12 protein-coding genes are annotated in these 14,542 nt (G+C 37.5%); 4 read left to right on the forward strand and 8 right to left on the reverse strand.

From position 1 onward, the window contains the following. Nucleotides 1-106 precede the first annotated feature (106 nt). The 3 genes from AC3WV0_RS00310 to AC3WV0_RS00320 form a co-directional block, all read right to left on the reverse strand. Nucleotides 107-529 (reverse strand): endonuclease domain-containing protein, encoded by a 423-nt coding sequence (locus AC3WV0_RS00310; RefSeq protein ID WP_488842930.1) that lies wholly within the window; start codon nt 527-529, stop codon nt 107-109. Nucleotides 530-778: 249 nt separating this feature from the next. Then, nucleotides 779-1,414 (reverse strand): hypothetical protein, encoded by a 636-nt coding sequence (locus tag AC3WV0_RS00315; protein WP_488842932.1) that lies wholly within the window; start codon nt 1,412-1,414, stop codon nt 779-781. A 261-nt stretch (nt 1,415-1,675) separates the two neighbouring features. Next, a complete protein-coding gene (locus AC3WV0_RS00320) occupies nt 1,676-2,989 on the reverse strand; it encodes a hypothetical protein (RefSeq protein WP_488842934.1) in 1,314 nt (437 codons plus the stop codon). A 277-nt stretch (nt 2,990-3,266) separates the two neighbouring features. On the opposite strand from AC3WV0_RS00320, the gene AC3WV0_RS00325 reads away from it, so the two are divergent. Continuing rightward, on the forward strand, nt 3,267-3,884 hold the full coding sequence (locus AC3WV0_RS00325) for a hypothetical protein (protein WP_488842935.1): 618 nt from the start codon (nt 3,267-3,269) through the stop codon (nt 3,882-3,884). Between the two features lie 994 nt (nt 3,885-4,878). On the opposite strand, the gene AC3WV0_RS00330 is transcribed toward AC3WV0_RS00325, so the two are convergent. From AC3WV0_RS00330 to AC3WV0_RS00340, 3 genes are all read right to left on the reverse strand, one after another. Continuing rightward, the gene (locus tag AC3WV0_RS00330; RefSeq protein ID WP_488842937.1) at nt 4,879-5,613 is read right to left on the reverse strand and encodes a DNA-binding domain-containing protein; all 735 of its coding nucleotides are present in this window, start codon (nt 5,611-5,613) and stop codon (nt 4,879-4,881) included. Nucleotides 5,614-5,640: 27 nt separating this feature from the next. Continuing rightward, entirely contained in the window at nt 5,641-7,068 is a 1,428-nt protein-coding gene (locus AC3WV0_RS00335) for a hypothetical protein (RefSeq protein WP_488842939.1), read from the reverse strand. 291 nt (nt 7,069-7,359) lie between these two features. Beyond that, nucleotides 7,360-8,034, reverse strand: a complete 675-nt coding sequence (locus tag AC3WV0_RS00340) for a hypothetical protein (RefSeq protein ID WP_488842941.1) — start codon at nt 8,032-8,034, stop codon at nt 7,360-7,362. 724 nt (nt 8,035-8,758) lie between these two features. On the opposite strand from AC3WV0_RS00340, the gene AC3WV0_RS00345 reads away from it, so the two are divergent. Then, nucleotides 8,759-10,387, forward strand: a complete 1,629-nt coding sequence (locus tag AC3WV0_RS00345) for an NADP-dependent glyceraldehyde-3-phosphate dehydrogenase (protein WP_488842942.1) — start codon at nt 8,759-8,761, stop codon at nt 10,385-10,387. 306 nt (nt 10,388-10,693) lie between these two features. On the opposite strand, the gene AC3WV0_RS00350 is transcribed toward AC3WV0_RS00345, so the two are convergent. Further along, the gene (locus AC3WV0_RS00350) at nt 10,694-11,524 is read right to left on the reverse strand and encodes an alpha/beta fold hydrolase (RefSeq protein WP_488842944.1); all 831 of its coding nucleotides are present in this window, start codon (nt 11,522-11,524) and stop codon (nt 10,694-10,696) included. Nucleotides 11,525-11,809: 285 nt separating this feature from the next. Between AC3WV0_RS00350 and AC3WV0_RS00355 the strand changes: the two genes are divergently transcribed. After that, entirely contained in the window at nt 11,810-12,310 is a 501-nt protein-coding gene (locus AC3WV0_RS00355) for an RNA polymerase sigma factor (RefSeq protein WP_090002073.1), read from the forward strand. A gap of 17 nt (nt 12,311-12,327) precedes the next feature. Further along, nucleotides 12,328-12,921 (forward strand): hypothetical protein, encoded by a 594-nt coding sequence (locus AC3WV0_RS00360; protein ID WP_488842946.1) that lies wholly within the window; start codon nt 12,328-12,330, stop codon nt 12,919-12,921. Between the two features lie 66 nt (nt 12,922-12,987). Here AC3WV0_RS00360 and AC3WV0_RS00365 read toward each other — a convergent pair whose 3' ends face one another. Then, a complete protein-coding gene (locus AC3WV0_RS00365; RefSeq protein ID WP_488842948.1) occupies nt 12,988-14,541 on the reverse strand; it encodes a S41 family peptidase in 1,554 nt (517 codons plus the stop codon). Nucleotide 14,542: the final 1 nt, after the last annotated feature.

The raw sequence follows: 14,542 nt of genomic DNA on the forward strand, positions 1-14,542 counted from the left end.
TTCCCCTCCTCTGGAGGGGTGGCAAAATTTGAAAAATTTTGACGGGGTGGTTATAAAGCATTATACAGGTTTTATCAGATCACCCCTTCCAAAAGGAAACTAATTACTATGAACTATAATGTTCAATAATAAAGTTCTCAAGATCATTCATTGCTACTGAGAGATTTTGCTTCACATCAAAATCGGTAATTCTAAAAATTTTCAGACCTAGACTTTCCAAAAACTTTGTCCTCTCCAAATCATAGTCCTGCTTAAAATCATGACTTATACCATCAATTTCAACCACCAGGCCTAATGTTTTTACATAAAAATCAACAATATAATTACCAATAATTCTTTGTCTGTCAAAATCAATATTGTGAAAGTTTTTGTTTCGGACCTGTTTCCAAAACAAGACTTCTGATAAAATACCTAATTTTCTCTTTTCTTTTATTAAGGGCTTAAGATGGGAATTGTAAGGTAGATTCTCGACAAAATTGCGGTAAATAATGACACCGTCTATTTGAGTGAGTATCTGTTTTTCCAACATTTGTGTTTAAATTTGAACTAATTTAAGTTTTTTTGGGAAAGTAGAAAAGTATAAGACCACCCCGTCAAAAATTCTTTGAATTTTTGCCACCCCTCCAAAGGAGGGGAATTCTCGCACTTGGTATGCTTATGCAGAATATCCCGACAATGCCAGTCAAGCATGGGCGTGCCGTTTTGCCGTCAAAAGAACCAAAACCTGCCATCGGGCAGGTTTTATTGTTTACGATCTCACAAATCCTTAATCATGGTTTTATTTAGGTCCGTTGAAAGTGATGCCCAAAGACACAACAGGTTTGGTCAGTTGCGTTCCATTGGTAATATCTCCATTTCCCAGTACAAACTGATAACCGACCCGTGAAGTAAGGTAGATTCCTACTTTTTCTTTGGTGATAGTTCCCAGTTTATAGGAAAGGTCGAGGCCGGGTTGTATATTGTAAAACAGGTTACGGCTTAATCTTCTCGGTACTTCCTGTTGATGAACAAACCATACGTCCTCAACTTGATTGTACGTAGTTTGGGTGTACGTCTCATCAGGATTCACCAGGCTCAAAAAATACATCCCTGTAGAAATATAAATGCCTAATGAGAATTTTTCCTTTTGTATAAGATCGTTTTGGGCAAGTAGGTTGAATGTCGTATGATAAGATCTCGTTCGATCAGCCAGATACCCGAAATTATCTGAATGATTCTGCTGGGTATAGGCCAGTGCGCCACCCAATGAAATACGGTCGTTCACATACAACCTGCCATTCATTTGGAAGGCAGGTGCGTATCCGTTTAACGCCGGTTGTAATTCTAATCCTGCATAAAATGCAATATGATCCCTTTGTGCAAAAAACAGATTGCAACTCACGAAGAACCCTAACATATAGATTGCTTTTTTCATACTCAATATTTACTGTTAAGTAGGTAATAACTCTTTCTATAGTAAGGACGGCTAAAACGGAAGATGGTTGCCTGTGGAATTTTTTTAAATAGTAAAACCTACTGCAAGGCAGTTTTCAAATTATTTATCTTATATACGTTTCTCAAGCTACTCGATCATTTCTTTTTGCTATAGTCTCAATTGATGCTGAACATTTTGTTTAGATCGAAATTAATTAAATGTACGGATGCTGAAGCTACTAATGGCTGGTTGGTCAGAGTGTTAAAATTTATATTCAGCACTATTAATAAAAGAATAATTAAACAAATATAAATAAATCAATATAGTAGTCAAAATTAAGTAAGTTATTAAAATACTATAGCTTTCAGTAACTATGAGTGCCAAAGTAGAGCTAATTAACATAATGACATTAAATAAATGTATTCTCTTGAAATGATTTGGAAGGACTGATTGCATTCCTCTAGAGTACTCATTAATGATATTAAAGTCATCTTGAATAAATAATATTGCAAAGTTAAGTAAGCTTAGATAGACAGCTTTAAATTCAATTATTACGAAATATTCTGCAATTGCAATATTTAATATATAAAATGCTACTTGAGAAAAGTACAAAGTTTCTCTATTTTCAATTTTAATTGATAAATGATAATTTTCTATATGTCTTATTGGAAAAAGAGCTAAGACTAAAAATAGTATTAATTTCCTTTCTAATGTTTCATTATAAATGTATTTAAAGAGATTATATAATATAGATATTGAAGCTAACCTAATTGGTAATAATCCTATAACATTCTCCTTATTAAACCATGCGGTTAAAGATGTAACACGGATATTATAAATAGCATTAAATATTGAAAAAAAACCAAAAAATACTCCTATGCAAATAATTATAGTAATAAAAAAATATGCAAAAAATGAAATTTCGATTGTACGATAATTAAAAAAATTGCTATTAATTTTTAAAAAAGCATTATTGAAAAGAAAAAATACCACAAGAGTTAGTATTAAAGAGAAATATACACCTGAATTATAGTTGTGATTTAGATTTTCAGAAAGGTAATACCAATCAAAAACTCGCAAGTTTCTATCTGAAAAGTTAGTATCTAATTTTATAAAAAGATAAAAAATTACCGCAAAAAGTAGATAAGTGTAACAAAAAGCAATAATTCTGTAAATAATGAATGATAAAAATGATACTAGTTGAATAACTCTACTTTTATTAAATTTATCAAATGAAAATTGATCTAAAATATTGATTGAGTTTGAAAGAATTATAAAAAAACTATAAATTATTACAGGAAGAAGATAAATATGGATTTTTTCAGTTTTAATTTTAAATATATTTTCTTTAAAATATTCATGATTTAATTCTGGAAAATTGAATAGCTTGCAAATGATAATATATATTAAGAATAAGAATGCTGTCAGCTTAACAATTTTGAATATCATTTTCAAACTGAATAAATGTCTAATTCGCTCCCCAAAACTCCCATAATTCATTAGGAAAGTTTCATTGTATATTTCAATTAATAAAATAATTGCACAAATAAAAAATAATAAATCTATACCGAACATTGATGGTTATTGTTTTTATAATATCACAACTAAAATCTAAATTTATTAATAGCTTTGATTTTCATTGTGATTATCAAATATAAAAAAAGCAACTTAATTATAATTATAAATAATCCTACAAATTTTAAATTTTAAGAACATCTCAGTCTAGATTATCGCACCCGCAGAACCTTACAAACAACCTTAACAAACCTCCTGCAATTGCAGGAAGTCTCCAGCAAGTTGTGGGGAACTTCATACAATTGTATTTTATTTCCCACAAAATGTTTTAAACTAAATGCAGAATTCCTATATGGAATACGATAAGGTGTACACAAGCATATCCAGCGGGAAAGGAACAATGTTGCCCAACACACTGCTGAGTTTTTATACTCGTACGGAAGAATTATTAGAAAATAAATTTCATCATTTCCAACCCTTACTGTCAAAACTGCATCTTTATAAGAAAAGAGATATTATGAAACTAATCATACCAACACCCTGTCATGAAAACTGGGATGCCATGTCGCCGGATGAGCAGGGAAGATTCTGTTCCGTATGCACCAAAACAGTGAGAGATTTTAGCGGTTCTTCGGATGAAGAAATTGTTGAGGCCTTTTCGGGAAATCCTGAGAATGTATGTGGGCATTTTAAAGCATCGCAGCTTAATCGTGATCTGAGCTTTTCTTACATTAATTCCCTGCTTACGAAGTTTGCTATTGGCTTTATCGTAACAGCGGGAGGGTTCGTTTCCGCTCAGGCACAGCAGTGTGAACCGAAGCCGGATACCCTCAAACAGCCCAGACTCAAAGGAAAAGTGGTTTCACCTGCCGTGCAGGACAGTGTAAGAAGGCAGAATATGGTTTTAGGAGGGATGCATGCACAAATGCTAAGGAGCAACCGCCTCTGTATGTAATGGATGGGAAAATAATCAGTGAAGAACAACTTAAAAAAATTGATTCACATCTAATAAAAAGTGTTCAGGTTCTTAAAGGAGAGGCTGCCACTGAAAAGTACGGCGATAAAGGGAAAAATGGCGTCATTGTGATGACGAGAAAGAGGAATCGATAATTTGATGAAGTATATTAGCGGCTATATGGTGAGAATACGGGGATCGAAACTGTTATATTTAGACTGTAAGTCTAGAGATCTAGTGTCGGGTTTTGGGTCCTGTATTCACATTATTCCACGGTTTTTGTCATCCCGGTAGGAATCTCGGCATCGTTGTAATATTGATGGAAAGATTTGTGCTTAGATCCTTTCCGGATGACTAGGGGTACGTGGTGGCTGCAGTTGAGTGGTGGCAGAGGTTCTCGAAGCCACCAGTCTTTCTAGTACATGCGGGCCTTCGACTCCGCTCAGGCGCCGCCATTCGACTACTTTTCGTCGTTCCGTAGAATATCCATACACCCTAATACGCTAGAACACTCATACTCTAAAACTCTCCAACCCCTCATACACTACCACACACTTTTGTCATTGACTACGTCGAATCTGTGATTTCCGTAGGAATCTCGGCATCGCTTTTAAAGTTAGCATGGAAAGATTCGTGCTTAGATCCTACGGGATGACAAGCTGGAATGATAAACGCTTAGACCCCACAACTCTCAAACCCTCCAACCCAATGGTGGCTAAGGTTCTCGAAGCCACCAGTCCTTACTCAAACACTCCCACTCAAAGTTTGCCGAGCGGAACCAAAGCCACAAAAAACTCCGGCCAGGAAATTCCCTAAGCCGGAGTACCATTATACTAAAAAAAATTACCCTGTTAAAAGGTTTCGGGTTTCGAGAGGTGTTCTTATCGACCGATGAGAACACCTTATCTCGCTCGAGATAACCCTCTTATCACGCCCGATGAGAGATGCTATCATCGGGCGACATGATCGTCTCTCGAAAAACAAGTGCTGTAAGCTATGCCACCGTCAGTATTTTATCGAGAGTAGCGGCTCTTGGATCTTTTAATAAAGCTCCACTACTATATTGAGTTACCACTTCAAGATTATAAGTTCCCGCTGCTAATGCAGGAATCACCACAATAAGTTCCGAAGGATTATTAGTAACGATATCACTTTGCTCTACTTTGGTTCTTCCTTGTGTAGCTGTGTCTACAAAATAGACTCCCACTGAAGAATCTTCGCCTGCAACTTTGATTTTACTTCCGACAATCTTCAGGTTTCTTCCCGGAGTCAGAAGGTCATTCACTGAACCACTCTTCACATCCGTTACCTGTAAGATCACTGCAGAAGATTCTGCTACACCCAAAATATTGACTTCAATATTCGGAATCTCTGCCCTAAGCTTTTCTCCCTGGTTGAACTGGAAAATAATGCTGTGCTTGTCTTTATTAAAGGTCTCTGAAGGACTGTCGAATACCCCACGAATGGTGGTGCTTGCAGTAAAGTAGCCGGTGTTTACCGAAAAGCCATCGCACAACTGATACGCCATTTCCTTAAGGAAGAGCTCGGTCGCATGTTCCATTGCCGAAGCGGAAACATCTGCACCACCACGGCTGGCGGCGGCTTCACAGATCTGTTTTACAGAAAGGGAACGTTCGCTTGCCGTACGGGCAATGAAATCATTGGGATTGTCTTTGGTTAAGGTGTTATCGTAGAGATACGCTTTGATTTTGTGTAAGATTGTTAACATTGTTGTTGATTTTTAAATGGTTGTTTATTATAATTTCTCAATAAAAAAAGTGATATTACTTGCTACGGTAGGGCTGGTCATATCACCATTACAAAGGATGTTAATACGATATATTTCTCCAGTAGCGTGAAGAGATACTAAAATTCTTCCCATATCTTTATTTGGAGGGTAAAAACTCAATCCCCATCCTGTCCAGTTATTAGCGTTTACTGTTACAGATGTGTTCTGAGTAGATGTACCAGCAGCACCTCCTCCTGTACGTTCCGCCCAAATACTCATCTGTGTGGTTATGGCAGGACTTAGCTGAACTGAATTAACAGTAAGTCCATAATTAGCAACAAGCCCCCCAAATCTTACTGACAGATTTCCAAAAGTCGTCTTAGTAGCATTCTGAACAGCAGCATCTGATGTAGTAGGAATTGGACTGATTACTTTTTTTAAGGATTGAATTGGATTTACACTTACATTTTCTCCAACAGTAGCATTACAGTTTTGCCCCAAAAAACTTAGCGGAACTGAAATGGTATTGGGAGAAGTAAAGTTGGGTGTTCCTGATATGGAATAGGATATTGAGCCATTCCCATAATTAAGTGTACCTGGATTTAATGTAAACGTCAGCCCGTTTTGGGAGAATGATGTAGAAGTATAGCTTCCTCCATTACCTCCGGTATAAGGAACGGTGAGTGTGCCATTATAAGCAGTGCCAGAAGTAAAGGTTGCCGGGAAAGTAGAGGAATCGGTACAATTAAGAGATACAATGGCAGGAGATATTGTAGGGTTATTATTCACAGATCTCCATTCTGTACCATTCCAGAATACGAAACCTTTGAAAGTTAAACCTGCCGCCCCTGTGTTATACGCCATTAATCCGGTAGCAGGAGAAGGTATCGTGGTTTGGTCGGTAGAACCTGTCAACGCTACTCTTGGAATTAACATTCCTTTGTTGGTAGAAGCCACTTCTAACGCCGCACTGGCATCTGGAGTAGAAGTTCCTATTCCGATCTGACCATTATCTTTGGCTACGAAGTCTGTCCCTGCTGCTCTGGCTGTACCGTCAGCTTTTGTTCCCAATTTTACAAGACTGTTGGTGGTATCGTTGATCCAGGCATCATTGGTAGTATCTCCTGCTGAGGTACCACTCATTTTCTGCCAATTGGTTCCATCAAAATAATAATATCCTGCAGTAGTAATATTAGCCGTTGCCCCGGTAGGATTAGTGTCGGCTGAAGAAGCATAAACAATAAGTCCTTTCTGTGCTGCTCCATAGACGGCGGCGGCTGTTGCGGTATGAATATTATCACCGGATAATTGCGGGATAATGAGTCCTTCGGGTTTGGTTCCGCTTGTTTTGGCGGTAATATCGAGGGTTGCTTTTGGGGAATTGTTGTTAATCCCCACTTGTGCGAACGCGGTCATGCTGAAGAGCACGGCGGCGGTTGTAAATAAATGTTTCATTGTTTGTATTTAGGTTGTTGTTATATTTTTTGTTTTAACACGAATGGCACTAATGGTTAGGCACTAATTTCACAAATGTTGTATGAAAATCTTTGCTGAGATCCCTACGGGATGACAAACGGAGTGGGAAGTGTCTTGTTGTATTAAAGCATTGTGTTATTTGTGCATAGCTATTTGTGCTTATTAGTGTTTAATTAGTTAAGTTAGATAGCTGTTCTTTAACACGAATGGCACTAATGGATTGAACACTAATTTCACAAATGTTGTGTGAAAATCTTTGCTTAGATCCTTTCAGGATGACAAACGGAGTGGGAAGTTTCCTGCTGCATTAAAAGCATTTGTGCTATTTGTGCGTAGATATTTGTGCACATTTGTGCTTAAATAATTCGTGTCGCTTGTGTTTGATAAAAAAGTAAGTATGGGAGGAGGTCGGCTGAAGTGATTGGTTATAATTTTTAAGATATTGAAATGGTTAATAAGAGGATATAAAAGCTTCTTTTTAGCATGGTTTTCGACCAGGAAAACTCTCAGAACGGAATCCATCATTTTCTGCTGTTGTTTTACCTGAGAGGAATTTCCTAGAATAGCTATTGATAGAGGGTTACTTGCGTTTCCAATATAATGCGAGCTCTTTGGAATTGTAAAGAAGGCTTGATTTATTTGGTTAATATCATTTTTGCTAATGGACGCCGATTTTAGCTTGAAGAAAACTTTGCGCTTATTTGCATTAAGCTGTTTTGATGATACTTGATTTTTTCCTGACAAAGATGTTGCATGGGAGATATCAACCGGTGATTCAACATACAAATAAGAATCTTCAGAGATAAAAAGTGTTGAATCGGAGTAGGAAAAAGGAGTCTGAGAACTGATGAAAACAACAATGACAAATACCTGCAGACACAGCATCCTTACGCTAAAACGCAGGAAATGAGGGAGCTGGGAAAGGGTCATCATTTGTAGTTTCATTTTGTGTAAAAAAGTAGTCCCACTTAGACTACGTTTAGCACCAATGATCTAAGAATCAATATGGTTCTCTTTTTTTAGGGTAAAAACGAAGGCAGTTTCTTTTCATCTTAAACGCCCAATTTTTAAATGAATCTACTGTTTCAAATTAATTAACATATTAAAAAACAAATAATTATTATTTGGCAGTAATGATAATTTGTTTACATTTGTCACAGAAAAAGTAGTCTAAGTGGGACTAGTTTTTTAAATTCAATAGGTAATATTTTTCTCTTTGCGGTTTTGCCGGATTTCCAGTTTATTCATCTTTATATCTTTAAAAATAATCTGTTACCGATGAAAACTTTTGCCGGTTCTCGGCTTTAATCTTTATGTTATCTTGTCCTTATGACATGATCATGAAAATGATATGAAAGATATTTGAGATTCTTCCTTCGTCAGAATGACAGGTCTAATTTAATATTAGGATTGCGCAAATACATAACATAATACTGTTGCTGAGTGATAGCTCATGCTGAGCCTGCCGAAGTAACTTTGCGAACGTAAAATATATATTACCATTTAACAAATTCTTTGCTGTGCTTTGCCATAAAAACAAAAACTATATATTAATTTTTATTCCAAATAGAACAAATCTATTACTCCGCTCTTTTTAAAATCAAATTTTAGGTCTACCTTTATTCTATTCAAATACTAACACTACAATATTAATACAATAAAAAGATCTATGGAATCAGTAAACAACCCATCATTTCACGAAATCTTCAAACCAGAAAATGAAATTCCCCAGGAATATAAAGTTCCCGAAATCCATCAGCGCGAATACCTTCTCAACGGCGAACTGGTCGTGTGGAGCGGTGAGGTTCAGGAGATTTACTCACCCGTATGCATTCCGACAGAAAACGGACTGCAACGTAAACTGCTGGGCAGCGTCCCGAATATCGGCCCAAAAGAAGCGATGGAAGTTCTCGATGCCTGTGTAAAAGCATATGACAACGGGCTGGGAGAGTGGCCTACCATGTCTGTGGAAGGAAGAATCAAATGTATGCAGAAATTTGTCTACCTGATGATTAAGGAGCGCGATGTGATTATCAGGCTGCTGATGTGGGAGATCGGAAAAACACTCGCTGATTCTACCAAAGAATTTGACAGAACCGTAGACTATATCAACCAGACGATTGATGCGCTGAAGGATCTCGACCGTGAGTCATCCCGTTTCCAGCAGGCGGAAGGTACCATTGCACAGATCAGAAGGGCACCATTGGGCGTAGTTCTCAGCATGGGCCCATTCAATTATCCTTTAAATGAAATATTTACCACGCTTATTCCGGCGCTCATTATGGGAAATACCATTCTTTTTAAACTTCCCAAACATGGTGTTCTTGCCCATTACCCATTGTTAAAAGCATTTAAAGAAGCCTTCCCGAAAGGAACAGTGAATACCTTATACGGTAAAGGATCCGAGATCATCACCCCAATCATGGAAAGCGGAAAGGTGAATGTGCTGGCATTTATCGGTTCCAGTAAAGTGGCCAACGGTTTGAAAAAGCTTCATCCTAAGGTTAATCGTTTACGTGCGATTTTAAGCCTTGATGCTAAAAATGCAGCGATTGTTACCAAAAATGCTAATCTCGATGTGGCGGTGAGCGAATGTATTTTAGGATCCCTGTCATTCAACGGTCAGCGTTGTACGGCACTGAAGCTGATCTTCGTTCAGAAAGAAGTGGCCGAAGAATTTACCCAAAAGCTGACGGCTGCCGTTGCTGCTATGAAACCCGGACTTCCGTGGGAAAAAGATGTGAAGATCACGCCGCTTCCGGAAGTCAACAAACCTCCTTACTTAAAGGAATGTTTAGAAGATGCTAAAGCAAAAGGCGCAACAGTGCTGAACGAAAACGGAGGATTTACCGAAGGATCTTTCTTCTTCCCGGCCGTTGTATATCCTGTGAATAGCGATATGAAGCTGTATCATGAAGAGCAGTTTGGTCCAGTGATTCCAGTAGTTCCGTTTGAAGATATTGAGGAACCGATCGAATATCAGGTAAATGCCGATCATGGGATGCAGGTGAGTATTTTCAGTGAAGATCCGCTGGAAGTTTCTAAGCTGATTGATCCTTTTGTGAATCTTGTGAGCCGTGTGAACATCAACTGCCAGGCACAGAGAGGTCCGGATGTATTTCCATTTACCGGAAGAAAAGACAGTGCGGAAGGTACGTTATCGGTTTTTGATGCGCTTCGTTCGTTCTCGATCCGCTCGCTCGTGGCTGCGAAGGTGACGGAATCCAATAAGGATCTTCTGAACACGATCGTAAGGGATCATGATTCTAATTTCCTGAGCACGGATTATATCTTTTAGATTATATTGGAATTCTGCTATTTAACCACAAAAGATTTAGAAAGTTAGTTCAACTTTTATTAAGTTTATGTCTACAAATGAAAAAGATCACACTAGCTTTAAAAAATCTCTGATTTTTATCTTTTGAGAACCATGATTATTCTAATCATTGCGTTAAGATTATCTTTTGTGGCTTTTGTGGTTTAATTTTGAATTTAGTTTAAACAGTTTTAAAATTCAATAGTTTAAATAATATAATAAATCCGCAGTACAAAGTTGTATTGCGGATTTTCATTGATGAAATCAAAACGTATATATTGAAGAAAGTTATTGCGATGTCAGGAACCTGCTGATGATACCGTTCAGTTCCTCAGCATGGGTCACATTCAGTCCATGAGGTGCTCCTTCAATGATCATAAAATCATTGTTTAAGATTCCCTGCGCTGCCTGCTTTCCGGCTGTGTCAATAGGTACAATATTATCGGAGTCTCCGTGTACGATCAGTGTTTTCACCGTTACATTCTTTAATTCCGGACGGAAATCGGTATTGGCCCAGCTTTCTGCACATTTTATCGTTGCGATAGGATTGGCAAATGAAGCAATGGCCCAGTCGTAATCCAATTGTTTCTGGCTCACAGTTTTTGAAAGGAGTCCGACATTATAAAAGTCTTTGTGGAAGGATTCAAGAAAAGTAATTCTGTCTGTTTTTAATGCCTGCATGATCTCATCAAGCTTTTCCTGGGGAACGCCATCCGGATTATCTTCTTTCTGCTTCACCAATGGAATAATGGATGAGATCAAAGCAACTTTATCTACATTCTGGGTTCCGTAATTGGTAAGATAGCGTACGACTTCACCGCCACCCATTGAGAACCCGAAAAGGATAACATTTTGAAGATTGAGTTGGGTAATAATTTCGTGAAGGTCTTTGGCAAGCCCGTCATAATCGTATCCGTCTGCTGAAGGAGATGATTTTCCGAAACCTTTTCTGTCATAAGTAATGACACGGTATCCGAGATTGAGAAGTACGGGAATCTGCATTTCCCATGATTTGCCGCTAAGTGGCCATCCGTGAATTAAAATAATTGGCTGACCTGATCCGAAATCTTCATAATAAAGCTGGACATTTTCATTGTCCTGTTTTGTAATAAAAGGCATATTGATATTTATTTGGTGTTAGTCTTTGGATCACAAATATTAAGCCACAATACCATAGCAATCTTCAGAAAGACTTTTTGCAAATGAGCAAGGGTGCTATTGATTATAACTTTTTGTGGAAGATAATTTAAAAATTTAAAAAGCTTTATTCATTAAGAAGAAGCAGGTTATTATAAATCCTATTCTTATTGATATTATTCTTACATTCAATTTCTATAAAATATTTTATCATCTGCTGTAACATTTTTGCAAGAAGATTACTAACCTCATAGAGAGTAAGAAATTATGGCCTCAACAGAACAGGAATTTTTAGATAAAATTGAAAAGCATAAAGGAATCATTTTCAAGATTTCTAAAATGTACATGGATGATAAAGATGACCGTGATGATCTTTTTCAGGAAATTACGTATCAGGTCTGGAAAGCATATCCTAGTTTCAAAGGACAAAGTGAATTCTCTACCTGGCTCTACCGAATCGCCCTGAATACAGCAATCATTTTCCTCAAAAACGAGAAAAAAAGAAGCTTCATTACCGGCGGAGCATATGAAGAATATAAGATTGCTCACGAAGAATTTGATCATGAAAAAGAAGATAAACTGAATGCGATGTATAAAGCCATACATCAGCTGAACCCGATCGACAAAGCTTTTATCTTCTATTACCTCGAAGATTTTTCAGGAAAAGAGATTGCCGAACAGATGGGGATCTCCGAAGGAAATGTAAGGGTGAAAATGAACCGCGCCAAAAATAAACTTAAAGATATCTTAAGCTCAAATAAATCTTAACTTTTAAATCAATTGTCATGAATATAGATGAACTGAAAAATACCTGGAATCAGGATGATTCCTTTGAAGAAACCCCGGAAATAAGTATGGAGCAGAAGGATAAAATCAATCTTCCGCTGGAGAAAATCCGCAGCAATATGCGTATGGAATTCTGGTCTACGGTAGGTATTTTTGTTTTTGCTTTCGGTGTGATCGCTTTATCTCCCGGTCCGTTCAAGTTTAAATTTTACATTACCATTCTCATTGCTTCCATGGTTTTTGTGACTTTCTTTTTCTTCAGTCATTTTTTTAAACTGTATAAAAACATGAGCAGTCCGATGATGAAGACGTACGACAGCCTGAAAGACCTGCTTCACCAGTTTGAGCTCAATAAGCAGTATTATTCATCATTTTATCTTTCTTTTGTCCCGTTTTTAGTTTGCGAAATTATCATTGTCCTTGAGTTTATTCCGCGGCCGGTTCCTTTGTCAAATCTCACGATTGCAGGAATTCTTATCGGCAGTATCGTAGTTGTAATGCCATTGCTTTTTCTGATGGGAAATTGGTGGTTTAAAAAGTTTTACGGGAAATTCATAAGGCAGATTGAGGATCTTGTTAATGAGCTTAAATAGGGTTTCGGCGGCTGAAAGCCGCCGAAACTATTGTATAACAATCGATGCAAGCAAAAACTTTCAACATCATTTCATTAGGTATTTTTGAGCTTTTGCCTTTTCGTTTTTAATATCGGTCATGATCCATTCCAGTTGGGGATCTCTGTTGTGAATGATGTCATCCATGGTTTCCTTTATGGAAATATCAGGTACAACTCCCTTTTGGGTTTGAGTAAAGCTGATATCCGGCTGCACGAGCACAAGACCGATCGGAAGATCTATCTTGGAATTGGGCAGCACTTGGTAAGAATAAAATCCGGCAACTGTACCATCGTTAGCCCCACCTGTTTCTTCTCCAACGAGAACAGCCCTATTATCATTTTTAAGCTTGGAAGTAAGAATGGAGGAAGCCGAAAAGCTTGACCCGTTGATCAGCGCGAAAATCTTTCCGTTGAAAGCGTTCTTATCCGGTTTTGATGGTTTGTCGGCTTTTATTTTGTAATAAAACTTTCCGTCTTTTTTATAGGTGCTGAAGGTTTGAGCAAAGAAAAAGGCAGGATAGGTAAGTGTCCTGAAAGTATACTGCAAGGCATTGCTCTTCCGGAAATAGTTGGTTTTTAAAGGGGTCGTGGCAGAATTTACCTGAGAAGGTTTGATCAGAACATACGGCTCCGGAGAAAGATAAGAGTACAACTTATGAATTTCTTCCAGTGAACCTCCGTAGTTGTTTCTTACATCCAGAATAAGGTATGACGCACCGGCTTTTTTAATCTGTTCAAAAGTATTTTTGTAAAATTTGGCGGAATAATCTCCTGAAAAGCTTTTCACTTTAATATACGCTATAGTGCTGTCCTGATCGAGAAATTTGAAATTTCTGTTATAAGAATCACTGAAAACCACGTAATCATTGATCTTTTTGTCCTCGGTTCTTTTTTTATTTTCTTTTTCTTTTTTGAGGTCATCCTCAGATTTTGATTCTCTTGTCAGCCGGTAAGTTTTTTTCTCCCCGTTGAATACCGTCTCTATCGTTGCATGATTTTGATATCCTTTTTCTGCAACATAATAACTGAAGAACAGATCTTTCAGGAAGTATGGTTTGAAAGTCGTGTTGAATCCATCGGTACTGATAAGCCTTCTGTACTTTTTTATGTAATAGGAAACCGGCGTGTGATCAATAGAAAGAATCTCGGTTCCTGGCTTTATGTTTTCAATGGAATCTTTATTTCTGGTGATAAAAAGCCTGTCATCTTTGATATAATATTCAAAACGGCTGAACATTCCTTTTTTATTCTCAAGATCTTTGATTTCTCTTTTGGTGATTCTTTTAGAAGGGATCCGTAGCGAGAGATGGCCTTCACGGATGTCAGAAATCACCGGCTGCAGCTTAAAATAAAACTGGAGCGGGGTAAGAGGGGTGTTGATGGTATTTTTCACACTGTCAAATTTCCTGTCCAGTTCATCTTTTGAGATGTACATGTAAAGGCCGGGATGCATTTCCTTAATTTTAGCATAAGCGAAATCCACATCTTCTTTCAGCTTTTCGGGCGGAATACAGAGTTTCTGCCGTTCGTTGTATTTACGTACAGATCCGCAGGCGGTTAACAGCAAAAGGATGAGCAGGAAGAAATAATTTTTCTGCACT

Source organism: Chryseobacterium sp. 27AL (genome assembly GCF_057815395.1).

What these genes read in the sequence shown, in the direction of transcription:
- AC3WV0_RS00310 (WP_488842930.1), bottom strand. Translation starts at nt 529, where the DNA reads ATGTTGGAAAAACAGATACTCACTCAAATAGACGGTGTCATTATTTAC.
- AC3WV0_RS00315 (WP_488842932.1), bottom strand. Translation starts at nt 1,414, where the DNA reads ATGAAAAAAGCAATCTATATGTTAGGGTTCTTCGTGAGTTGCAATCTG.
- AC3WV0_RS00320 (WP_488842934.1), bottom strand. Translation starts at nt 2,989, where the DNA reads ATGTTCGGTATAGATTTATTATTTTTTATTTGTGCAATTATTTTATTA.
- AC3WV0_RS00325 (WP_488842935.1), top strand. Translation starts at nt 3,267, where the DNA reads ATGCAGAATTCCTATATGGAATACGATAAGGTGTACACAAGCATATCC.
- AC3WV0_RS00330 (WP_488842937.1), bottom strand. Translation starts at nt 5,613, where the DNA reads ATGTTAACAATCTTACACAAAATCAAAGCGTATCTCTACGATAACACC.
- AC3WV0_RS00335 (WP_488842939.1), bottom strand. Translation starts at nt 7,068, where the DNA reads ATGAAACATTTATTTACAACCGCCGCCGTGCTCTTCAGCATGACCGCG.
- AC3WV0_RS00340 (WP_488842941.1), bottom strand. Translation starts at nt 8,034, where the DNA reads ATGAAACTACAAATGATGACCCTTTCCCAGCTCCCTCATTTCCTGCGT.
- AC3WV0_RS00345 (WP_488842942.1), top strand. Translation starts at nt 8,759, where the DNA reads ATGGAATCAGTAAACAACCCATCATTTCACGAAATCTTCAAACCAGAA.
- AC3WV0_RS00350 (WP_488842944.1), bottom strand. Translation starts at nt 11,524, where the DNA reads ATGCCTTTTATTACAAAACAGGACAATGAAAATGTCCAGCTTTATTAT.
- AC3WV0_RS00355 (WP_090002073.1), top strand. Translation starts at nt 11,810, where the DNA reads ATGGCCTCAACAGAACAGGAATTTTTAGATAAAATTGAAAAGCATAAA.
- AC3WV0_RS00360 (WP_488842946.1), top strand. Translation starts at nt 12,328, where the DNA reads ATGAATATAGATGAACTGAAAAATACCTGGAATCAGGATGATTCCTTT.